Source organism: Campylobacter sp. CFSAN093260 (genome assembly GCF_012890095.1).
Taxonomy (GTDB): Bacteria; Campylobacterota; Campylobacteria; order Campylobacterales; family Campylobacteraceae; genus Campylobacter_D; species Campylobacter_D jejuni.
Genome location: NZ_CP040618.1, coordinates 824,042 through 845,414, shown reverse-complemented (window position 1 = coordinate 845,414; position 21,373 = coordinate 824,042). Strand labels below are relative to the sequence as shown.

Below are 21,373 nucleotides of genomic sequence, written 5' to 3'. Positions count from 1 at the left end.
ATAAGGTAAAATCAATCAATTTCTAAAAATTATTTTAAAGGACCATAATGAGCGAGGTGAACAAAAAAGTTCAAGGCGGCGTATATGATTATCTTGAGGAAGAAGATTTTGGACAGCTTTTGGAGGCTTTCGATAAATCAAGAGAAGAGGCTACAACAGAGGGTGTGATTGTAGAGATCAAAAATGATGAAGTTTATGTAGATATAGGTAAAAAATCTGAAGGTATTTTAGCTCTTAGCGAAATACAAGATGATAATTCTAAGCTATTATTTAATGTAGGCGATAGTATTAAAGTTGCTGTTATGGGTTCTCGTGGTGGCAGATCTTTACTTTCTCATAAAAAAGCTTTGAGAAAAGAAAAAGTTATTGAATTTATTAAAAACTATCAAGAAAATCAAGATGATATTTTTACCGTAAAAGTAGTTGGAAAAAATAAAGGCGGATTGATAGTTGTTGATGAAAATGATGTTGAATTTTTCTTACCAAAATCTCAATATGGCTTCAAAGAAACAAATAATATTATAGGTAAAACGTTTAAAGTTAAAATTATTAAAATCGACAAAGATGAGCAAAGTATCATTGTTTCTCGTAAAAAAACTTTAGATGATGAGAGAAGAAAACGCAAAGAATTGATCAATAATGTAGCACAACAAGAAGATTTAATTGAAGGTATTGTAAAAAAAATTACCACTTATGGTATGTTTGTAGATGTAGGAGGTGTTGATGGTCTTGTTCATTACAGCGAAATTTCTTACAAAGGACCTGTAAATCCTGGAACACTTTATAAAGAGGGCGATAAAGTTCCAGTTAAAGTAATAAAGTATGATAAAGAACGCAAACATTTATCCTTATCTATAAAAGCGGCTTTACCTGATCCATGGAGCGAGATAAAAGATACTCTTGATGTAGGTGATACCATTAAAGTAATAGTATCAAATATAGAACCTTATGGTGCTTTTGTAGATTTAGGAAATGATATAGAAGGATTTTTACATATCAGTGAAATTTCTTGGGATAAAAATATTAAAAATCCAAAAGATTATATCAACAAAGGTCAAGAAATTGATGTTGAAGTAATTGAAATCAATCCAAATGAAAGACGCTTAAGAGTATCTTTAAGAAATTTACTTTCTAGACCTTTTGATGGATTTATGAAATCTTACAAAATTGCAGATGTGGTTGAAGGAGAAATTACCTCAGTAACTTCTTTTGGTGCATTTGTTAAACTTGGTGGTATTGAAGGTTTATTGCATAATGAAGATGCTTCTTGGGATAGAAACGATAAATGCAAAGACAAATTCTCTCAAGGGGATAAAATCAAGGTAAAAATTATCAAAATAGACGAAGAAAACCAAAAAATATCATTAAGCACAAAAGAATTAAGCAGTTCTCCAGTGCAAGAATATGCCAAAATTCATAAAGTCGGCGATATTGTAAAAGGCACTATCCGTGATATTAAAGATTTTGGTGTTTTTGTAGAGCTAAGTAAAAATGTTGATGCTTTAATTCATAAAGAAGATATAAGCACTTCTATGCTTGAAAATTTAAAAATTGGCGACGATATTGAAGCTGCTATAGTTTTTATTGATGAAAAGAAAAATAGAATTCGCCTAAGTGTTAAAAATCTTGTTAGAATGAAAGAAAGAGAAGTTCTTAATGAAATCAATAATGATGATAAAGTGACTTTAGGTGATATCATTAAAGATCAGCTAGCTTAATGAAAAAATACATTACAATAAGCATTTTGAGTATTTTATTACTCATTTTGCTTGCTGTTGTTTTTACATTGCTTTGGAAATTTAAAGCTAATGTAAATTTCATTCCGCAATTTGCTAAAGATACAAATACACAGCCAAGCATTCAAACCCAAAATCAAGATCTTTCATGGCAAGAAGAATTAGCAAAATGGCCTACAAGAGATTTTACCCCAGCAGCAGAAAAATTTACCTTATATTTTGATGCGGATACTAGCGAGCTTAAGGAGAAAAATAAATATTATCAACTTATAGTTGGAAAATATGATATTTATTCTATGTTTTGCTTAAGACAGACTTTAAATTCTTTTAATGTGAAGTATTTTCTTCTTAAATCAGGTGATAGTCCAGAAATCTTTTTGGATACAGGTAATGAAAAACTTATAGATGATATTATCAAAGAATTAAAAAAATATAAAATAAATACAGAAGTAAAGGAAATTTGGTTATGAAAAAAAAGATTATAGTGTGTGATGCTATTTTGAATAAAGGTGTCGATATTCTAAGAAAAGCTGAAGATATTGAGCTTATAGAAGCTGCAAAATTTCCAAAAGATGAACTTATGCAAATGCTAAGCGATGTTGAAGTTGCGATTACTAGAAGTTCTACGGATGTAGATGTAAATTTTTTAAATCATGCCAAAAAATTAAAAGCGCTTGTGCGTGCTGGGGTGGGCGTAGATAATGTTGATATTCTAGAGTGTTCTAAACGAGGAGTGATTGTGATGAATGTCCCAACTGCAAATACTATTGCCGCAGTTGAACTAACAATGGCACATCTTTTAACATCAGCTAGAAGCTTTGTCAATGCTCATAATTTTTTAAAAATTGAAAGAAAATGGGAAAGAGAAAAATGGTATGGCATTGAATTGATGAATAAAACGCTAGGGGTTATAGGTTTTGGAAATATAGGTTCAAGAGTAGCTATCCGTGCTAAAGCATTTGGTATGAAAATTTTAGCCTATGATCCGTATATTTCTGCTTCTAAGATTACAGATTTAGATATGGAGCAAGCAAAAAATTTGGATGAAATTTTAGAAAAAAGTGATTTTATTACCATTCACACACCAAAAACCAAAGAAACCAATGGTATGATAGGAAAGCAAGAAATTGCAAAAATGAAAGATGGAATAAGATTAATAAATTGTGCTCGCGGAGGATTATACACAGAAGAGGCTTTATATGAAGGTTTAAAAAGTGGTAAAATAGCATGGCTTGGTATAGATGTGTTCGATAAAGAACCCGCGACCAATCATCCTCTTTTAGACTTTGAAAATATTTCAGTTACTTCTCACCTAGGAGCAAATACTTTAGAAAGTCAAGACAATATCGCAAGAGAAGCTTGTGAGCAAGCATTAAGTGCAGCACGAGGCGTGGCTTATCCTAATGCCTTAAATTTACCAATTAAAACTGAAGATTTACCACCTTTTGTAGCTCCTTATATAGAACTTGTTTCTAAAATGGCTTTTTTAGCTGTTCAAATTGATAAAAATCCTATAAAAAGTATTAAATTAGAGGCTGAAGGAATTATTGGCGAGTATGCAAATTCTATGCTAACCTTTGCAGCTGTTGGTGCTTTGGGTGGAATTTTAGGAGAAAAAATTAATTATGTTAATGCAGAATTTGTAGCCAAAGAAAAAGGAGTCGAATTATCTTGCGAAACTCTTCCAAATAGTGGTTATAATAATAAACTTAGCGTTAAAATTATCACCGAAAATTCAAATATCAGTGTTTCAGGAACAGTGTTTAATGAAAATGAACAACGCATAGTTGGATTAAATGGCTTTAAAACTGATTTTAAGCCAAAGGGAAAAATGATTATTTTCAAAAACAAAGACATACCAGGAGTTATAGCTAAAATCAGTTCCGTTTTGGCAACTAAAAATATCAACATAGCTGATTTTAGGCTTGGTAGAGATGGTTTTGGGTATGCTTTGGCTGTTGTTTTGATTGATGAAAAAGTTCAAAAAGAAGTATTAGATGAACTAAAACAATTAGAGGTGTGTGTATTTGTCCAATATGTTGAAATTTAAAATTTTAATTATAGAAGATGATATAGATTTAAACGAACTGCTTGTTTTAAAGTTAAAATCTAGTGGTTATGAAGTTATATCTTTAGCGGATTTTTTTGGAGTTGAAGATTTGCTCGATAATGAGCAAATCGATCTTTTAATAATCGATAGAAATTTGCCCAGTGGAGATTCTTTAGAAAAAATTCAAGATTTAAGAGAGCAAGGATATAAAGAAGCAGTTATTTTTCTTACAGCCAAGGCTTTACATCAAGATTTACTCGAAGGCTTTGAAAGTGGTTGTGATGATTATGTTTGTAAACCTTTTGATTTCAATGAGCTTTTGCTTCGCATTAAAGCAATTTTAAAACGCCATAAAAAAGAAGAAGAAAAACTATCTTTTGGTGATTTTATTTTAGATTTGGTTAGTTATGAATTCTTTTACAAAAATCAAAAATTAGAAATCTCAAATCTTGACTATGAGCTTTTAAAATGTTTTTTTGAAAATCCAAATACCTTGCTTACTAGACAATTTTTAAGCGAAAGTGTTTGGAAAGATGATACTACAAGTGATAAAACAATCAATATAGCTCTAACAAGACTTAGAAATAAATTTCCAAAACTAAAAGATCATATTATAAGTGTTAGGGGTATTGGCTATAAATTATGCTAAAAACTAAAAATATTTTTATAGTTTTTTTTGTTGTATTGGCTTTGATTTTTGGGTTTATTTTTTATACTTTTACTAATTCTTATCTTAATTTCTTGCTTATAAAACAATATGAACAAAAAATCAAAAGCCTTGATGATGTTTTAAAATTTTCTCTCTTAGAGCATTTAAATGATGCTAATATCAAGGATTTTGCTAAAGATACTAGGGCTGATTTTATTATCCTAAACAATGATATGAAAATAAGTTCTGTAAAAAATCCTGATTTTTTTTCTAATCTTAAAGAAGGAGAAATTTTAAATTTCAATTCAAAAAAAATTCTCACTAAAAGCTTTATTTACAAAGGATATAAATATATTATTATTGTTTATCCTCGTTTTTTAGATTTAGAACTTTTTTGGACAAAAATGGCAATCGGTTTTGGAGTATGCTTGCTGTTTGTTTTTATTTTAATGTTGTTGTTAGGTAGAAGAATAGAGAAAAATTTTAATAAAATTTTGGATTTTTTGGATTCTATAGGGGATCATAAAGTTGTTATATTAGAAAAAGGAATGTTTAAAGAATTTAATTTACTAAATGAGAAACTTTTAAAAACTAAGGATAAAATTCTAAAGAATACCCAAAAAAATAAAAAACAAAGCGATAAAATCACTTTAAAAAATACTCAGCTTGCTAGCGTGATTTCTGCTATTTCTCATGAGCTTAAAAATCCATTAAGCGTGATTGATCTTAGCTTAGAGATGCTAAAAGATGAGAAATTGGAAGATAAAAAATTAAAAAAGGAATTACTAGAAAAAATTTCACGTCAAAGCGTTAAACTTAATGCTTTAACCCATAAGCTTAATTTTGTTTTTAATCTTAATAGTGAAGCCTTGCAGATGCAAGAATTCGATCTTTTTTCTCTATGTGAAAAAATCACTAAAAACCCAGGCTTTGAAAGAGTTGCATTGCAAGGTAAAAGCACGAAAGTTAAGGCTGATGAATTTTTAATCGAGCAAGTGATTATAAATTTGCTTTCTAATGCTTTAAAATATAGTCAAAAAGAAGTCATTTTAACGGCAAGAGATCAAAAGATAATAGTGCAAGATTTTGGAAAAGGCATAGAAGAAGATAAAATAAAATTGATTACAAAAAAATTTTATAAAATTGATGTAAAAAGTGATAATTCTTTTGGTTTGGGACTTTTTTTAGTAAAGAAAATTTTAAATATACATAAAAGTTATCTTGAAATTTCTAGCACTTTAGGTTATGGTTCTAGTTTTAGCTTTAAACTCAGTCAAGGATAAAAAATGGCTCTTATAGATTTAATTGAAGCTTCAAAAAAATTTGGAGACAAAATAGTTTTAAATGAAGTAAATTTTAGCGCAAACGAGGGAGAAAAGATTGCTATTATAGGCAAAAATGGAGAAGGAAAATCTACTTTTTTAAAAACGCTTTTAGGCACACTTCCTTTAGATAGCGGTAGAATAATAAGACAAAATGGAAAAAGCATAGCCATGCTTTCACAAACCGTTGATTTTAATGCAAATTTAAGCGTAAAAGAAGCCATCAAGCAAGAGCTTGTAGAAATTTACAATACCTTAGAAGAATATGAAATACTGCATAAAAAATTAGAAGAAGATCCTAGTAATAAAGATTATCTTCAAAAAATAGATACGCTTATGACTTTGATTGATAGTAAAGATGCTTGGAGTATAGAATCTAAAATAATACGCGTTTTAAAAGAATTTAGTTTACTTGAGTATGAAAATCGCATTATATCTACTTTAAGTGGTGGAGAAATACGCCGCGTTGGGCTTTGCATACTTTTACTAAAAAATCCTGATATTTTATTGCTTGATGAACCAACTAATCATTTAGATGTATATATGACAAGCTTTTTGGAAGAATTGCTAAAAAATTCAAAGATGTGTGTGATTTTTATTTCCCATGATAGATATTTTATTGACGCTATAGCACACAAGTGTGTAGAAGTAGAGCAGGGTAAGCTTAGTATTTTTAAAGGCGGATATGCAAACTATTTAGAGAAAAAAACACAAATTTTGCAAAGCCTTGCTAAGAGCCATGAAACTCTTTTAAAGCAATTAAAAAGCGAAGAAGAATGGCTTAGAAGAGGGGTTAAAGCAAGACTTAAAAGAAATGAAGGACGAAAAGAACGCATTTTTAAAATGCGTGAAGAAGCGAAAAAAAATCCTGGGGCAATCAAACGCTTAAAACTTGAAATTTCAAGAGCGGCTTTAAATTTTAATGGAGAAAAAACGATCAATCGTAAAAAAATGCTTTTTGAGCTTAAAAATATAAGCAAAAATATAAACAATAAAAATCTTTTTAAAGATTTTTCAACGCGTATTTTACAAGGTGAACGCATAGCTATCGTAGGAAGAAATGGTTGTGGAAAATCAACATTGTTAAAAATTCTTCTAGGGCAAATAAAACAAGATAGCGGTGAAATAAAACGCGGAGAGCTTAAGATAGGATATTTTGATCAGGCTAGAAGCTTGGTAAATTCTGATAAAAGCTTGCTTGAAATTTTTTGTCCCAATGGTGGAGATAGGGTTGAAGTTCGTGGTAAAAATATGCATGTTTATGGATATTTGAAAAATTTTCTATTTCCTAAGGAATTTTTAGATAAAAGCGTGGCTCTTTTAAGTGGCGGAGAGAAAAATCGCGTTGCTTTAGCCTTGCTTTTTACTAAAGAATATGATGTTTTGATTTTAGATGAGCCAACTAATGATCTTGATATAGCTACGATTAATATATTAGAAGAATACTTACTTAGTTTTGAAGGGGCTATTTTGCTAGTATCACACGATAGATATTTTGTTGATAAAATCGCAACAAAACTTTATGCTTTTGAGGGAAATGGATATATAAATATTTTACACACTCTTTATACTGAATATCTTGAAAATGAAAAAGAAATTGAAGAATTGGATAATTTTGCTTTAGAGCTTCAAACCCAAGAGCAAAATAATAACCAAAAAGAAAAAAGCTCCAAAAAATTGAGCTACAAAGAAAATGAGATATTAAAAAACCATCCTGAAAAAATAGATTTTTTAGAGCAAAAGATAGCTAAATTAAATCAAGATTTATCCGATCCAAATGTATATCAAGAAATAGGTATTAACAAGCTTTATCAAGAGCTTGAAGTAATGCAAAAAGAACTTGAAATTCTAGAAAATGAGTATTTTTTAGTATTAGAGAAAAGCGAGAATTTATAATTAAAGAGATTTTATATTTTTTATTCTATGGAGCGGGAAACGAGATTCGAACCCGCGACCCCAACCTTGGCAAGGTTGTGCTCTACCCCTGAGCTATTCCCGCAAAAAATAAGTGGTGCCCGAGGTCGGACTCGAACCGACACAAGGTTGCCCTTACCAGATTTTGAGTCTGGCGCGTCTACCAGTTTCACCACTCGGGCTCATTTTTAAGATTTAAAGCTAAAATTATACTTTTTTAGGCTAAAAAATACTTTAAAAATAAAAAGTATTTTCAAAAAGACAATATAAAATTATATAATTTAAATTTTTGGAACAGTTATTGCTTTTGTTTATTAGCAATGTTTGAAAAGATTTTAACTTTAATACTTTAGAGGAAAAAAATGAGAATTACAAATAAACTTAACTTCACAAATAGTGTGAATAATTCTATGGGCGGTCAAAGTGCTTTATATCAGATATCTCAACAACTTGCTTCAGGTTTGAAAATACAAAATTCATATGAAGATGCAAGCACTTATATAGATAATACGCGTCTTGAATATGAAATTAAAACGTTAGAACAAGTAAAAGAATCAACAAGTAGAGCTCAAGAAATGACTCAAAATAGTATGAAAGCTTTACAAGATATGGTTAAACTTCTTGAAGATTTTAAAGTTAAAGTAACCCAAGCTGCAAGCGATAGCAATTCTCAAACCTCAAGAGAAGCTATAGCAAAAGAACTAGAACGTATAAAAGAAAGCATAGTTCAGCTTGCAAATACCAGTGTTAATGGTCAGTATCTTTTTGCAGGTTCTCAAGTTGCAAACAAACCTTTTGATTCTAATGGAAATTATTATGGAGATAAAAATAATATTAATGTAGTAACTGGAGCCGGAACTGAAAGCCCATACAATATACCAGGTTGGGATTTATTTTTTAAAGCAGATGGAGACTATAAAAAACAAATAAGCACTAATGTTGGTTTTACAGATAATCGTTGGGATTTAAATAAAGACCCTGATAAAACTAAATATCTCACAGGAGATTCTAAATGGCAACAACTTATCGGACAAAGTTATGTAAAAGATAATAGCTTAGATGCTGACAAAGACTTTGAGTATGATGATAGCAAACTAGATTTTCCTCCAACAACTCTTTATGTTCAAGGAACCAAGCCTGATGGAACAAGTTTTAAAAGTGCTGTACTCGTCAAACCCGAAGATACTTTAGAAGATGTAATGGAAAATATTGGAGCTCTTTATGGTAATACTCCAAATAATAAAGTAGTAGAAGTAAGTATGAATGATAGTGGTCAAATTCAAATTACAGATCTAAAGCAAGGTAATAATAAACTCGATTTTCATGCTGTAGCTTTCACACCACAAGCTGATGATAAAACTGAATTAAATAATATTATCCAAGCAGCACAGAATGAAGGTATTACAATGGAAGATGTTACAAACAGGGTTATGACTGCTGCACTAGGAAATCCCAATAATGGAGATATTACAAATTTAAATAATCCTGTAACCATTCAAATTAACGGACAAAACTTTGAAATTGATTTAAAACAAACTGATTTTATCAAAAGTAAAATGACAGATACAGATGGAAATGCTGCTAATGGAGCTGATTACGATAATGTGTATTTTGAAAAAAATGGCAATACTGTTTATGGTAATGTTTCTCAAGTTATCAAAGGAAGCAATGCTTATGCCACTGATTCAACCAAACTTAGCGAGGTAATGGCAGGAGATAGCCTAAATGGTACTACTTTAAATTTAAAAGTCAATTCCAAAGGTGGAAATTCTTACGATGTTACTATAAATTTACAAACTTCAACTGTAAGCTATCTTGATCCTAATAATCCAGGTCAAACCATAAGCTTTCCTATTATGCATACTAATCCTGCAACTGGAAATAGTGGGGTTGTTACAGGATCAAATGATATTACTTATGGTCAAATTAATGATATTATAGGTATGTTTGCTGCAGATAAAATTCCTACAACAACCATACAAGCCAATAATGGTCAAATTAATAATGCAGATTATACCCAAATACAACAACTCATGAAAGATTCACAAGCTACTGTTGATGTAAGTATGGATTATAAAGGTCGTATTAGTGTTACTGATAAACTTTCTTCAGGCACTAATATAGAAATTTCTCTTAGTGATTCTCAAAGTGGCCAATTTCCAGCACCTCCTTTTACCACAACTTCTACTGTACAAAATGGTCCAAATTTTAGTTTTAGCGCGAATAATTCTTTAACTATAGATGAGCCAAATGTGGATATTATTAAAGATTTAGATTCAATGATTGATGCTGTTTTAAAAGGCAATATGAGAGCAGACTCCGAAAGTGAAAACCCTAGAAATACAGGTATGCAAGGAGCTTTAGAAAGACTTGATCATTTAGCAGATCATGTTAGCAAGCTTAATACAACTATGGGAGCATATCATAATACTATCGAAGGTGTTAATACACGCACATCCTTTTTAAGCGTTAATGTCCAAAGTATAAAATCAAATGTGATTGATGTAGATTATGGTGAGGCAATGATGAATTTAATGCAAGTTCAACTTGCATATCAAGCTTCTCTTAAAGCTAGTACAACAATTTCTCAACTTAGCTTATTAAATTATATGTAAAATTTTTTATGGTATAATTTGGCTTTGATTTTATTTTCAAGGAAAGAATATTAAAAAAGAAGCCATTTTTACCAGCTCCACGCTTGTTATTTTTTATCTTTGTCTTTGTATGCTAGCACCTGGCATGGGAGAATGGGTTTACAAGGCTAATTTATTTTTATTTGGAGAATTTGGGTATTATTATCCATTTTCTTTGCTTATATTAAATTATCTCTACTATAAAAAAAAATATAAAATAGAAAATTTTAAGCGTAGGGAGCTTTTTGGTTTTTCTTTGGCCTTTTTTTCTACCTTGCTTTTATTTTCTGTCTTTTATAGAGAGTTTGGGTATATTTTAGAAATTGTATATGGATTTTTTTCTATAATCTTAGGGCGTACAGGGAGTGGAATTTTTGCTCTTTTACTTCTACTATTTTCTTTGGTTTTATTGTTTCCAAAATTTGCAAAAGAAATTTTAAAAATAGAATTAGATTTTACTTATTTATTAAAAGTAGAGCAAGCTTTTAAATCTTTACTTATGCGTGTATTTGGTGGAGAAAACGAGAAAGAAGATGTAGGTAAATCAGAACCTATAGCTCCAAAATTAAATATTTTGCAAGATAGTATTTATGGAAATTTACAAATAAACAAAAAAGGGGAAACCAATAACTTAGAACAGATAATTAAAGATAGCAATATCAATGCAAGTAAAAATTCAATTACCACGGCCAAGGAAAATTTTGAAAAACTAAAAAATCAAATTTTAGATGAAACCATAGAGATTGATAAACAAAGTTTAAAAGAATCAAGAAGTTTTGTTCATGAGCATTCTCAACAAGTGCGAAATTTCGCACAAAAGGCTAGTAAAATGAGCATTAGTCTTGATGAAGATTTTAATTTTATTTCAGAAGAAGAGGTAGATATGATTCCTGAACGTTTTTTAAAACCTAAAAAACTTGAAGATATAAAGCAAATAGATACAAATAAAAATTTAGATGAGCCAAGTTATAAACGTAAAAATATTGAAATTCCAGTTTCTAATCAAGAAGTTAAACCAAAAATTTTTACAAAAGAGCTTGAACTTAGAGAGAATTTGATAAAAAAAGAAAAACTAGAACAAGAATACAAAGCCTATCAAAATGAAATTTTAGAAAATAAAGTAAAACAAGAAATTAAAAAATTAGAAGAATATGATGCGATAAATTCAAGCGATATTATAGAAGGGAATAAATATAGTTTTAATAGCCCAAAAACAATTAAAGCAGAAACAGAAGAATCAGACAAAATAAATGAAAATAAAAATCTAGATAAAGCAGACAATATCTTTGAATTTGCTCCCATTGTAGAAGAGTTAAATCATCCTTATATAGAACCTACTCCTATAAAAAATATAAATGAAATAGTTATAGAAGAAAAAAATACACTCGATTTTATCCAAAATACAGAAACTAAAATCGATAATGAAAAAACAAATGATCAAGAAATTAAACTTCAAAAAGCAGTTTTAGCCAAAGAAATTGCTATTAACCAAGCTTTATTGCGTGAAATAGAGCAGGGCGAAGTAGAAAAACCAAAAGATTTCACCTTGCCGCCATTAGATTTTTTAGCTAATCCAAAAGAACACAAACAAGAAATCAATGAAAGTGAAATAGATAAAAAAATTTATAATCTTCTTGAAAAATTGCGTCGTTTTAAAATAGGCGGCGATGTTATAAGCACTTATGTTGGTCCTGTGGTAACTACTTTTGAATTTCGTCCTAGTGCAGATGTGAAAGTAAGTCGTATTTTAAATTTACAAGATGATTTAACTATGGCTTTAATGGCAAAATCAATCCGTATTCAAGCTCCAATACCAGGAAAAGATGTTGTAGGTATAGAAGTTCCAAATGATGAAATTCAAACCATTTATTTAAGAGAAATTTTACAAAGTGAAGTTTTTAAAAACGCTAAAAGTCCTTTAACCATAGCTTTAGGTAAAGATATAGTAGGCAATGCTTTTGTAACCGATCTTAAAAAACTTCCGCATTTACTCATCGCAGGAACGACAGGTAGTGGTAAAAGTGTGGGGATAAATTCTATGCTTTTAAGTCTTTTATATCGCAACTCTCCAAAAACCTTGCGTTTGATGATGATAGATCCTAAGATGCTTGAATTTAGCATTTATAATGACATTCCTCATCTTTTAACTCCTGTTATCACAGATCCAAAAAAAGCAGTCAATGCGCTTTCAAATATGGTAGCTGAAATGGAAAGACGCTATCGCTTAATGGCTGATGCAAAAACCAAAAATATAGAAAATTACAATGAAAAAATGAAAGAATTAGGCGGAGAAGAACTTCCTTTTATTGTAGTAATTATCGATGAACTTGCTGATTTGATGATGACTGCGGGTAAAGATGTAGAATTTTATATAGGAAGACTTGCGCAAATGGCAAGAGCAAGTGGAATCCACTTGATTGTAGCTACACAACGACCTTCTGTTGATGTTGTAACAGGACTAATTAAAGCGAATTTACCAAGTAGAATTTCTTATAAAGTAGGGCAAAAAATTGACTCTAAAGTTATTTTAGATGCTATGGGTGCTGAAAGTTTACTTGGAAGAGGGGATTGTTTATTTACTCCTCCTGGAACAAGCTCTATAGTGCGTTTGCATGCGCCTTTTGCAAGCGAATTTGAAATAGAAAAAATCGTGGATTTTCTAAAGGATCAACAAAGCGTAGAATATGATGAAAGCTTTTTAAAGGATCAACAAAGCGTAGGTGTTACAACAAATGAAAGCTTTGATGGGGAAGTAGATGAGCTTTACGAAGAAGCTAAAAGAGTAATCTTAGAAGATGGAAAAACAAGCATTTCTTATTTACAACGCCGTTTAAAAATCGGCTATAACCGCTCTGCAAATATTATTGAACAACTTACGCAAAACGGGATTTTAAGCGAACCTGATGCCAAAGGACAAAGGGAAATCTTGTAAGATTTTTCTTGTGTTTTTGATATATAAAACTGATTACAAAAGAAGAAATTTAAAAGGCAAAAGCCCCGTAAAAAGGGCTTAAAAATTATTTATCTCTAAGATTTAATTCAGTAATTAACTTACTATAAGAATTATAATCTTTTCTTTTAAGATAAGATAAAAGTCTTTTTCTTTGACCTACAAGTTTTAGAAGTCCTAATCTTGATGAAAAGTCTTTTTTGTAGATTTTTAAATGTTCTGTAAGTTCTGCAATTCTTGCAGTTAAAAGAGCTACTTGAACTTCTGTTGAACCAGTATCACCTGGTTTTTTAGCGAATTTCGCAACTATTTCTGCTTTTTTGGCCGAATCCAAAGCCATGATAGACCTCCTGATTGGTAAAATAATAAAATTAAAGAACTGTAATTTTATCTTAAAAAGCAAAAAATAAACTGAATTTATCTTTTTTAGAAGGTTTTGTCAAAATTTAAGTCTTTTTCTAAGAATTATTTATTATAATTACAGCTATTTCTGTAGTTATAACAAGGAGAATCTGTGCTATTTACCAAAGCTAGCGAATACGCTTTACTTTCTTTAATTTATATTTCTCAAAAAGAAACACCTCAAGATGTAGATTCTTTAGCTTTAGAGCTTGATATTCCTAAAAGTTTTTTAGCTAAAATTTTACAAACTTTAGCTAAAGATGGCTTGTTAAAATCCTTTAAAGGGGCAAAAGGTGGTTTTGTTTTAATCAAAGAACCAAGTCAATATACTATAAAAGAAATTGTTAATAGTGCTGAAAAAAAGGATATCAGTGTATTTGAATGCAGTGGTGGCACTTGTCCAAATAATAAAGAAGAAAATTGCACCTTAATGCCTATGTTAGTAAATTTACAAAATAAAGTAGATGAATTTTTAGATTCTATTACTTTAGAAGATATTATGAAAAATAATGGCAAAAAATAAAATAGTCGATTTAGTTTTTCCTTTCTTGGGGCCTTTAATCGCTCCTGTTTTAAAAGCTAAAAGCTTGACTATTGTTGGTTTTTTAGTTTGTATTTTAGCTATTATTATAGTTCCTTTACCAAGTCCTATTTTGGACTTTTTCTTGGCTTTAAGTATAGCTTTATCGGTATTAATTATTTTAATTTCTATTTATATACCCAAACCGACAGATTTAACAACTTTTCCAACTTTAATCTTGATTATCACTTTATTTAGGCTTTCATTAAATATAGCTACCACAAGGATGATTTTAAGCGAAGGGCAAAACGGCCCTGAAGCTGTGAGTGAGATTATAGCAGCATTTGGAGAATTTGTTGTTGGTGGAAATATGGTCATTGGCGTGATTGTATTTTGTATTTTAGTATTGATTAATTTCATGGTTGTAACAAAAGGTAGTACAAGGGTTTCTGAAGTACAAGCAAGATTTACACTTGATGCGATGCCGGGTAAACAAATGGCTATTGATGCGGATTTAAATGCAGGACTTATTGATGAACAAACCGCTAGAGCAAGACGTCAAGAAGTTATTGCTGAGGCAAACTTCTATGGTGCAATGGATGGTTCTTCTAAATTTATCAAAGGAGATGCTGTTGCAGGGATTATCATAACTATTATAAATATCATAGGTGGTTTTTTAATAGGATCTTTTCAGCACGATATGGCTTTAAGCGATGCTGCATCTACTTATACTATTTTAACCATAGGTGATGGACTTGTATCTCAAATTCCAGGACTTATTACTTCTACTGCAACCGCTATAATTATCACTCGTGCAAGCAAAGATGAGGAAAATTTTGCAGAAGGAACTTTAACTCAACTTTTAAGCGAATATCGCACGCTTTTAATAGTAGGTTTTGTACTTTTTATCTTTGCGTTAGTGCCTGGTTTGCCAACTTTATCCTTGGGCTTTATGGCTTTAGTATTTTTAAGCCTTGGCTATCTTACCAAGCAGGTTAAGGAAGGTAAAATTGATATAACTACAGTTAAAAAAAGCAAACCAAGTGCCGCAGCTGCATCTCAAAGTGGAGCAGGTGGGACAACGGCAGCGCCTGCTAAGAAAAGCGAAGAAGAAATTCTCAAAGAAGAAGAGCACAAGATTAACGATATACTCAAAGTTGAAATTTTAGAACTTGAACTTGGATACGGACTTATTAAGCTTGCTGAAAACGAACTTACAGAAAGAATTCGCTCAATGAGAAGAAGTATTGCTGAAAGTTTAGGATTTTTAATGCCAAAAATAAGAATAAGAGATAATTTAAGACTTAAACCAAATGAGTATAGTTTTAAACTCAAGGGCGTGTCTATAGCAAGTGCTGAAATTTATCCGGATAAATATTTAGCCATGGATAGTGGTTTTATCACAGAAGAGATAGAAGGGATTGCTACAAAAGAACCCGCTTTTAACTCTGATGCACTTTGGATTGATGCGAATTTAAAAGATGAAGCAACGTTAAATGGCTATATAGTAATAGATCCTGCAAGTGTTATTTCAACACATATGAGCGAACTTATCAAAGCGCACGCAAGCGAACTTCTCACACGCCAAGAGGTACAAAATCTTCTTGATAAGGTTAAAAATGATTATCCAATCATCGTAGAAGGTGCTTTAGGTGTTGCACCTGTAAGTCTTATTCAAAAAATTCTCAAAGACTTGCTTAAGCATCACATACCAATTAAAGATATGCTTACTATTTTAGAATCTGTAAGCGATATAGCAGAAGTAAGCAAGAGTTTTGATATGATTATTGAACATGTAAGGGCGTCCTTAGCTAGGATGATTACAAATATGTATTTAGATGATAAAGGAAATTTGGATATTTTTATCTTAGACTCTGCTAGTTCTGCGGTTTTAATGGAAAATGTACAATTTAGAGATGGAAGTTATCACTTGCCTTTAAGTGTAGCTCAAACAGGTACTTTAGTAGATACTCTAAGGGCTGAAGTTGCCGCAGTAGCAAATGGTCGTATCAAGCCTTTTATACTTTGCGTTGAACCGCAGCTTAGAAAATTCATTGCTGATATTTGTTATAATTTTAGCATTAATATAGTAGTGTTAAGTTTTGCAGAAATTGCAGAAAATACAAATTTTAATACCGAGGGTATTATTAGGATAGAACTTTAAGGAATATAATGAAAATTTATCATCTTTCACATACAGATCTTGATGGCTATGCTTGTCAATTTATAGTAAATTTTTATTTTAAAAATGTGAAATTTTATAATTCTAATTATGGCAAAGAAATTAATGAAAATTTTAACTTTATTATAGGCGATATAGAAAAAGATGAAAATTTCGGAAAAGCTATTATTCTAATAACAGATTTAAATTTAAATTTAAATCAATGCGAAGAATTTGAAAAAATTTGCAAAGAGAAAAATACTAAAATTTTTCTTCTTGATCATCATCAAAGTGGCGAAGAATGTGCTCAAAAATATTCTTGGTATTTACTTGATTCTAAAAGATGTGCAACTAAAATCGTTTATGATTTTTTCTCTAAAATCTGTACTCCTGTTTTAGAACTTTCAAAATTTGTTGATGTGGTTAATGCTGTTGATATTTGGCTAAGCGAGGATGAAAATTTTGAACTTGGAAAGGTTTTTTTAGGCTTGATTGCCAATGCAAAAGAAATAAATCGTGTAATGTTTAAAGAATCTCAAATTGATTATATGTTTTTCTTGCTTGATAAGGCTTGGAAATTTATAGGAAAAGAAAATGCAAATATTTTACTCGATAATGCTACTCATTTTATAAAAAAGGATTATTTTGCCAGAAAAAATGATGATACTCTTTCTAATTTAATTTCTTATTTTGTAGTTGAAAAACTAAGTGAGCTAAAAGAAAATTTCAGCATAGAATATGAAGGCCATAAAGGCATCTTAACTTCAAATATAGGCAATACTTCTGTTATTGGAAATGATTTTTTAGTAAAAAATCCTGATTATGACTTTTTTATTGATGTTAGTTCTAGAAAAACCTTAAGTTTTCGTGCAAATGGAAAAATAGATGTAAGTTTAATGGCTAAAAATTTAGTAGGTGGTGGCGGACATAAAAATGCTAGTGGTGGACTTTTTGCGACATTTAAAGATGGAGCAAATTATAATTATATTAAGGCTCAAATTATTGATTTAATTAAAAGCAAAGAACTTAAAAAGGAAAACAATGAATCAAAACAATAATAAAACCTTAAAAAATGAATTAGAAGATTTACAATATGAGCTTAGCATAGTTTTAGAAGCTATGCTTTTATACGCTGGAGTTAAAAGAGAAAAATTAGAAAATGCAATAGAAGCTTATATTGATAATATAGATAATGTACTCGAAAATTCCAACAAAGAAGGGGTTGATGAAATTTTAGAAGTGGTGGAATTTCTAAAAAATAAATACAAAGATTTTTTTCAATGAAAAAGTATATTTTAATTTTTTTTAGTTTATATTCTTTAAGTTTTGCTAATATTTATGAAAAATTAAATGATTTTGCTTATGAAAAAAAACCGAATAAAGATTTTAAGATTCAAGAAGTTAAATTAGTGCAATTTTCACAAGAAAATAAAGATTGCCTTGAACTTTTAATAGAAGCCAGTCAAGTTAGAATTTTAAATAGCTATAATTCTTGTCAAAAATTATCTAAAGATGAAAGTTTTCAAAAATTTCTTAATGAAGATTTTTTAAAACTTTATAAAAATAATGGATATTTGATTAATGAAAATTTACAAAATTTGAAAAATACCATGCAGGATATTATGATATATTATAAACTCCGATATTCTTTTAGTAAAGATGTAAAAGATATGAGTAAAAATAAGAATTTGGATATTTTAAATATAGATGAAAAAGATGGTGGCACTTTACTTTACAAAATCAACAATCAAGCTTGTGTTGGAATAGAACTTACAAGACATGACTCAAGAATGGCTATGAAAATATACGGGATAGAAAATTTGGATAAAGAGTGCAAACTATTTATCCAATCACCTTCTTTTAAAGATCTTTCCTACACAAAAAAGGATTTTAAGTGGTATTATTTAGAATAAATAAATGCTTTAATTTTTAAATAAAAATTTTTAAAAACCACACTTAAAGTAAAAGTATCTTGCCTTCCAAGATTTTGAAAAACGCAGTTGTCTAAGTCTTTTTTTTCTTGAATGCTTAAATTTTTCATTAACCTAACCTTTAAAAATATTGCAAGATTTTATTATAGCGAAAAAACTTTATTTTTGCTTTAAATATATAAGTTCTATTTTAAATATAAACGAATATTATTTTAAGGTTTAAAGCTTTTTTCTTAAAATGTAATTAGGTTTTATTGACTTTTTCTAAATAAAGTCTTATACTGAATTTAAATTACGCAAAATAAGGAGGGAAATTGATGAATAAATTTTCTATAGTTTTAACTTTGTTGTTATGTGGAAGTTGTGCTTTAGCCTTAGATCCAAATTTGGAAAAAACTAAGAGTGCAACAGGTATTGATCTGCCTACTGCCAAATGGAATTTACCTAAGGAATTAAATGAAGATGGCACTATAGATGAAACTAAAATGCCAAAAAATTCAGAATATAGCAAAATGGTTATTTTGGGAAATAAAATTCTTAATGAAACAAGCAAATATGTGGGTCCACAAGCCAAAGATCCTAAAAAAAGATTTGCGGGAAATAATCTTTCTTGTTCAAGTTGTCATGCTAATGGTGGAAGTGTGCAAAATCAATCGGATTTTGTAGGAATTTGGGCAAGATTTCCACAATATAATGCAAGAGGAGATAAAGTAATTACCTTAGCAGATAGGATCAATGGCTGTTTTGAACGCTCTACAAATGGCAAAAGAATGCCTAGATACACCTGAAATGAAAGCCATGCTAACTTATATGCAATGGTTATCTCAAGGAGTTCCAGTAGGAGCTAAGATAGAAGGACAGGGACTTAAGAAGATAGATTTCATCTTAAGAGCAGCTGATCCTAAAAAAGGTAAGGCAATTTATATGGATAAATGTGCGTTTGTCATCAAGAAAATGGATTAGGGCTTAAAAATGAGGATAGCACAGGGGCGTATTATCTTTATCCACCACTTTGGGGTGATGATAGTTATAATACAGGAGCTGGAATGTATCGTCTTATCAAAGCTGCTTCTTATATTAAAGAAAATATGCCTCAAGGTGCGCCTGACTTAAGTCTTGAAGATGCTTATGATGTAGTAGCTTACATGAATTCACAAGCTCGCCCTATTAAAGCAAATAGAAATAAAGACTTTCCAGATAGAAAGGTTAAGCCTTTAGATATGGATGTAGGACCTTATGATGATAGCTTTTCTACAACCCAACATCGCTATGGACCTTATACAAATATGATCAAAAAATAATTTTTAAGGCAATTTTTATTGCCTTAAAAATTTATTATTTCATATTACTTAATTTTTTAACTAGATCTTCTAAATCTTGCATCGAATTGATTGCACTTGGGTTAATTTGATATTTTCCATTAACAACAAAAGCAGGGGTGCCATAGGTTTTAGCTATATCATTAGCTCTTTGAAACTCGCTTAAAATTTCTTTAGCTTTTGGGGTATTTAAAAAATTTAATACTTCATTTTTATTTACATTCATAGCCTTTAAACCTATGTCGTAAAATTCATTTAAATTTGAAAAATTTCTTTGCTTGTTTAAAAAATAAGAAACAAAATAAACATCAGCAAGTTTATGAGATAAACTATCAGAATAACTCGCGTCTTTACCATTTTGTTCATCTTTGTATTGAGCAAAGGCAAAAAGCTCATTCATTTCTTTGGAAAATTCCCCATTCATTAAACTTACAGGATAGAGTTTAAAATGTAAATTTGGAAAAGCTTCTCTCAGTTTTTCAAGAGTTCCAAATTTATGATGATTATAACAATGTATACATTTATAAGAAAATGCTTCTATTACACTATTTTCAGAGTTGGGTAAACTTGGATTAAGGGTAATAAAACTATTATTTGCTAATGCAAAACTTGAACAAAATACAAGCGTTAAAACAAATTTGCAAAAAAATTTACGCATATTATATCCTTGGTTAAATAAAATTTTCAAAGATAATTTTATTTAAAAAAAATAAATAAACCCAAAAATAAATTTGGGCTTATTTATTTTTTAGGATTGAATGCTTGATCAACACTAAAAGGCATTGCTTGATAACCCGTGCCTGAACCGCTGAATTGAATTTGAACCGAAGACTCCTTAGCGCCCCAGTTAAATTCATCAATTTTAGGTTTTGGTTCTCCAAGACTTACACCTTTACTAAGATTAAAAGCCATTCCAGCGTTGCACTATAAACCATAATAGAATCTTTATCTGGTTCATATTAAGTTAAAGAAGTTACAGGATAAAACCATTCATTGCCATTTTTATCTACAGGTTGCAATAAATATTTTTGAAATTCTTTATTCCACCCTTTATATGCGCCCAATTCCTACCTATACCTGCTATATCTCCAAATTTGTCGCTTTCATCCATTTTGGCAAGCTCTTCATCGCTTAAAGTTTTACCCGCTTTGCTTGCATCTATATTTAAACACACTGCACCTTGATCTAAAGCTTTGATAATGGTACTTCTATAAGGATCTAAAATCTCATACAATCTCCAATCATCAACAACATTACCATCCTCATCTACTTCTATAATAGTATCACACACTGTGCGTATATGCTTACTATCTTGGACGCAAAGATAATGCCCATTTTTTGCATATTGTCCATAGCATGAGAAAAAATCTATATAGGCAGCAGGTAATTTGCGATTGAAAATTTCTCTTCCCAGACATCGTATTTTACATATCTTTGACCAAATCCCCAAGTTAAAGCTCCATCTTTGTTTTGACGAAAACTTATCATAATTCCACGATTGTAAATATTGCCCCAGTTCATTAGTTTATTGTTATCATAATACCATCTGATTTCACCCTTGGTATCTTATAATAAAGACATTTGAATTTCCATCCCATTCCATAGCACCACCTACAAGATTATTCCATACAGATTATGAGTCTTTGCCAGATTATTTTCCAGGAGCATTATTTACTAAATATAGCCTATCTGAAAATTTTGGATCCATTTTTAATACTTTCACATTTTCAAAAAGAGTTCCTCTTTGATCAGTGCCTTCCACTTGGTTCTATACTAACCCCTGGAG

General features: G+C 30.1%; 20 protein-coding genes, 2 tRNA genes and 2 pseudogenes. 16 read left to right on the top strand and 8 right to left on the bottom strand.

Going from position 1 to position 21,373, the window contains the following annotated elements; genetic code table 11:
• The first annotated feature begins 47 nt into the window (after window positions 1–47).
• Genes FBF22_RS04310 through abc-f form a run of 6 tightly spaced genes read left to right on the top strand, consistent with a single transcriptional unit; the run spans window position 48 to window position 7,653 of the window.
• Window positions 48–1,718: a 30S ribosomal protein S1 gene (locus FBF22_RS04310; protein ID WP_002884304.1), complete on the top strand. Its 1,671-nt coding sequence runs from the start codon at window positions 48–50 to the stop codon at window positions 1,716–1,718.
• Entirely contained in the window at window positions 1,718–2,206 is a 489-nt protein-coding gene (locus tag FBF22_RS04305; protein ID WP_002884305.1) for a hypothetical protein, read from the top strand. Before FBF22_RS04310 ends, FBF22_RS04305 begins: the two co-directional genes overlap by 1 nt.
• Complete coding sequence (gene serA / locus FBF22_RS04300) at window positions 2,203–3,786, top strand: phosphoglycerate dehydrogenase (protein WP_002884306.1); 1,584 nt, start codon at window positions 2,203–2,205, stop codon at window positions 3,784–3,786. Before FBF22_RS04305 ends, serA begins: the two co-directional genes overlap by 4 nt.
• Window positions 3,773–4,435, top strand: a complete 663-nt coding sequence (locus FBF22_RS04295; RefSeq protein WP_002884307.1) for a response regulator transcription factor — start codon at window positions 3,773–3,775, stop codon at window positions 4,433–4,435. Before serA ends, FBF22_RS04295 begins: the two co-directional genes overlap by 14 nt.
• Window positions 4,429–5,718, top strand: coding sequence for a HAMP domain-containing sensor histidine kinase (locus tag FBF22_RS04290; RefSeq protein ID WP_002884308.1), 1,290 nt, complete (start codon window positions 4,429–4,431; stop codon window positions 5,716–5,718). Before FBF22_RS04295 ends, FBF22_RS04290 begins: the two co-directional genes overlap by 7 nt.
• A gap of 3 nt (window positions 5,719–5,721) precedes the next feature.
• Window positions 5,722–7,653, top strand: coding sequence for a ribosomal protection-like ABC-F family protein (abc-f, locus tag FBF22_RS04285; protein WP_002859546.1), 1,932 nt, complete (start codon window positions 5,722–5,724; stop codon window positions 7,651–7,653).
• 28 nt (window positions 7,654–7,681) lie between these two features.
• On the opposite strand, the gene FBF22_RS04280 is transcribed toward abc-f, so the two are convergent.
• Window positions 7,682–7,756: transfer RNA gene (locus FBF22_RS04280), tRNA-Gly, on the bottom strand.
• Window positions 7,757–7,766: 10 nt separating this feature from the next.
• A tRNA-Leu gene (locus FBF22_RS04275) sits at window positions 7,767–7,853 on the bottom strand.
• Window positions 7,854–8,033: 180 nt separating this feature from the next.
• On the opposite strand from FBF22_RS04275, the gene flgL reads away from it, so the two are divergent.
• Both flgL and FBF22_RS04265 read left to right on the top strand, forming a co-directional pair.
• The gene (gene flgL, locus FBF22_RS04270; RefSeq protein WP_002884821.1) at window positions 8,034–10,286 is read left to right on the top strand and encodes a flagellar hook-associated protein FlgL; all 2,253 of its coding nucleotides are present in this window, start codon (window positions 8,034–8,036) and stop codon (window positions 10,284–10,286) included.
• A 109-nt stretch (window positions 10,287–10,395) separates the two neighbouring features.
• Complete coding sequence (locus FBF22_RS04265) at window positions 10,396–13,236, top strand: DNA translocase FtsK (protein WP_011812744.1); 2,841 nt, start codon at window positions 10,396–10,398, stop codon at window positions 13,234–13,236.
• A gap of 85 nt (window positions 13,237–13,321) precedes the next feature.
• On the opposite strand, the gene rpsO is transcribed toward FBF22_RS04265, so the two are convergent.
• Window positions 13,322–13,594, bottom strand: coding sequence for a 30S ribosomal protein S15 (gene rpsO / locus FBF22_RS04260; protein WP_002852579.1), 273 nt, complete (start codon window positions 13,592–13,594; stop codon window positions 13,322–13,324).
• Window positions 13,595–13,768: 174 nt separating this feature from the next.
• Here rpsO and FBF22_RS04255 point away from each other — a divergent pair, with 174 nt between their 5' ends.
• Genes FBF22_RS04255 through FBF22_RS04235 form a run of 5 tightly spaced genes read left to right on the top strand, consistent with a single transcriptional unit; the run spans window position 13,769 to window position 18,250 of the window.
• The gene (locus FBF22_RS04255) at window positions 13,769–14,179 is read left to right on the top strand and encodes an RrF2 family transcriptional regulator (RefSeq protein WP_002852609.1); all 411 of its coding nucleotides are present in this window, start codon (window positions 13,769–13,771) and stop codon (window positions 14,177–14,179) included.
• Window positions 14,166–16,340, top strand: coding sequence for a flagellar biosynthesis protein FlhA (gene flhA / locus FBF22_RS04250; RefSeq protein ID WP_002852599.1), 2,175 nt, complete (start codon window positions 14,166–14,168; stop codon window positions 16,338–16,340). The genes FBF22_RS04255 and flhA overlap by 14 nt, the downstream gene beginning before the upstream one ends.
• A gap of 8 nt (window positions 16,341–16,348) precedes the next feature.
• Window positions 16,349–17,395, top strand: coding sequence for a DHH family phosphoesterase (locus tag FBF22_RS04245; RefSeq protein ID WP_002884820.1), 1,047 nt, complete (start codon window positions 16,349–16,351; stop codon window positions 17,393–17,395).
• Window positions 17,379–17,621, top strand: coding sequence for a hypothetical protein (locus FBF22_RS04240; RefSeq protein ID WP_002852415.1), 243 nt, complete (start codon window positions 17,379–17,381; stop codon window positions 17,619–17,621). Before FBF22_RS04245 ends, FBF22_RS04240 begins: the two co-directional genes overlap by 17 nt.
• Window positions 17,618–18,250: a hypothetical protein gene (locus FBF22_RS04235; RefSeq protein ID WP_002860525.1), complete on the top strand. Its 633-nt coding sequence runs from the start codon at window positions 17,618–17,620 to the stop codon at window positions 18,248–18,250. Before FBF22_RS04240 ends, FBF22_RS04235 begins: the two co-directional genes overlap by 4 nt.
• Here FBF22_RS04235 and FBF22_RS04230 read toward each other — a convergent pair.
• Window positions 18,228–18,378, bottom strand: a pseudogene (locus FBF22_RS04230) (hypothetical protein). The gene FBF22_RS04235 and the pseudogene FBF22_RS04230 overlap by 23 nt on opposite strands.
• Window positions 18,379–18,585: 207 nt before the next feature.
• Here FBF22_RS04230 and FBF22_RS04225 point away from each other — a divergent pair.
• The 3 genes from FBF22_RS04225 to FBF22_RS08535 are packed head-to-tail and all read left to right on the top strand — an operon-like array spanning window position 18,586 to window position 19,569.
• A complete protein-coding gene (locus tag FBF22_RS04225; protein WP_237914472.1) occupies window positions 18,586–19,056 on the top strand; it encodes a cytochrome C in 471 nt (156 codons plus the stop codon).
• Window positions 19,028–19,231, top strand: a complete 204-nt coding sequence (locus FBF22_RS08540; RefSeq protein ID WP_237914470.1) for a hypothetical protein — start codon at window positions 19,028–19,030, stop codon at window positions 19,229–19,231. Before FBF22_RS04225 ends, FBF22_RS08540 begins: the two co-directional genes overlap by 29 nt.
• Entirely contained in the window at window positions 19,201–19,569 is a 369-nt protein-coding gene (locus FBF22_RS08535; protein WP_002884811.1) for a hypothetical protein, read from the top strand. Before FBF22_RS08540 ends, FBF22_RS08535 begins: the two co-directional genes overlap by 31 nt.
• A gap of 34 nt (window positions 19,570–19,603) precedes the next feature.
• On the opposite strand, the gene FBF22_RS04215 is transcribed toward FBF22_RS08535, so the two are convergent.
• From FBF22_RS04215 to FBF22_RS08520, 4 genes and pseudogenes are all read right to left on the bottom strand, one after another.
• On the bottom strand, window positions 19,604–20,245 hold the full coding sequence (locus FBF22_RS04215; RefSeq protein ID WP_052777662.1) for a thiol:disulfide interchange protein DsbA/DsbL: 642 nt from the start codon (window positions 20,243–20,245) through the stop codon (window positions 19,604–19,606).
• Window positions 20,246–20,328: 83 nt separating this feature from the next.
• Window positions 20,329–20,499 carry a hypothetical protein gene (locus FBF22_RS08530; RefSeq protein WP_237914468.1) on the bottom strand — a complete coding sequence of 57 codons (171 nt, stop codon included), beginning with the start codon at window positions 20,497–20,499 and terminating at the stop codon, window positions 20,329–20,331.
• Window positions 20,500–20,593: 94 nt separating this feature from the next.
• Window positions 20,594–21,037 carry an aryl-sulfate sulfotransferase gene (locus tag FBF22_RS08525; protein ID WP_237914465.1) on the bottom strand — a complete coding sequence of 148 codons (444 nt, stop codon included), beginning with the start codon at window positions 21,035–21,037 and terminating at the stop codon, window positions 20,594–20,596.
• Window positions 20,956–21,150 (bottom strand): annotated as a pseudogene (locus FBF22_RS08520) (aryl-sulfate sulfotransferase); the annotation flags it as partial. The gene FBF22_RS08525 and the pseudogene FBF22_RS08520, both read right to left, overlap by 82 nt.
• Between the last annotated feature and the right edge of the window lie 223 nt (window positions 21,151–21,373).

Excerpts from the sequence above, each read along its gene's own strand:
- FBF22_RS04245 (WP_002884820.1), top strand. The coding sequence starts at position 16,349 with ATGAAAATTTATCATCTTTCACATACAGATCTTGATGGCTATGCTTGT.
- FBF22_RS08540 (WP_237914470.1), top strand. The coding sequence starts at position 19,028 with ATGGCAAAAGAATGCCTAGATACACCTGAAATGAAAGCCATGCTAACT.
- abc-f (WP_002859546.1), top strand. The coding sequence starts at position 5,722 with ATGGCTCTTATAGATTTAATTGAAGCTTCAAAAAAATTTGGAGACAAA.
- FBF22_RS04305 (WP_002884305.1), top strand. The coding sequence starts at position 1,718 with ATGAAAAAATACATTACAATAAGCATTTTGAGTATTTTATTACTCATT.
- FBF22_RS04240 (WP_002852415.1), top strand. The coding sequence starts at position 17,379 with ATGAATCAAAACAATAATAAAACCTTAAAAAATGAATTAGAAGATTTA.
- serA (WP_002884306.1), top strand. The coding sequence starts at position 2,203 with ATGAAAAAAAAGATTATAGTGTGTGATGCTATTTTGAATAAAGGTGTC.
- FBF22_RS04310 (WP_002884304.1), top strand. The coding sequence starts at position 48 with ATGAGCGAGGTGAACAAAAAAGTTCAAGGCGGCGTATATGATTATCTT.
- FBF22_RS08530 (WP_237914468.1), bottom strand. The coding sequence starts at position 20,499 with ATGGCTTTTAATCTTAGTAAAGGTGTAAGTCTTGGAGAACCAAAACCT.
- rpsO (WP_002852579.1), bottom strand. The coding sequence starts at position 13,594 with ATGGCTTTGGATTCGGCCAAAAAAGCAGAAATAGTTGCGAAATTCGCT.
- FBF22_RS04215 (WP_052777662.1), bottom strand. The coding sequence starts at position 20,245 with ATGCGTAAATTTTTTTGCAAATTTGTTTTAACGCTTGTATTTTGTTCA.
- FBF22_RS04265 (WP_011812744.1), top strand. The coding sequence starts at position 10,396 with ATGCTAGCACCTGGCATGGGAGAATGGGTTTACAAGGCTAATTTATTT.
- flgL (WP_002884821.1), top strand. The coding sequence starts at position 8,034 with ATGAGAATTACAAATAAACTTAACTTCACAAATAGTGTGAATAATTCT.
- FBF22_RS04295 (WP_002884307.1), top strand. The coding sequence starts at position 3,773 with ATGTTGAAATTTAAAATTTTAATTATAGAAGATGATATAGATTTAAAC.
- FBF22_RS04225 (WP_237914472.1), top strand. The coding sequence starts at position 18,586 with ATGAATAAATTTTCTATAGTTTTAACTTTGTTGTTATGTGGAAGTTGT.
- FBF22_RS04290 (WP_002884308.1), top strand. The coding sequence starts at position 4,429 with ATGCTAAAAACTAAAAATATTTTTATAGTTTTTTTTGTTGTATTGGCT.
- flhA (WP_002852599.1), top strand. The coding sequence starts at position 14,166 with ATGGCAAAAAATAAAATAGTCGATTTAGTTTTTCCTTTCTTGGGGCCT.
- FBF22_RS08535 (WP_002884811.1), top strand. The coding sequence starts at position 19,201 with ATGTGCGTTTGTCATCAAGAAAATGGATTAGGGCTTAAAAATGAGGAT.
- FBF22_RS04235 (WP_002860525.1), top strand. The coding sequence starts at position 17,618 with ATGAAAAAGTATATTTTAATTTTTTTTAGTTTATATTCTTTAAGTTTT.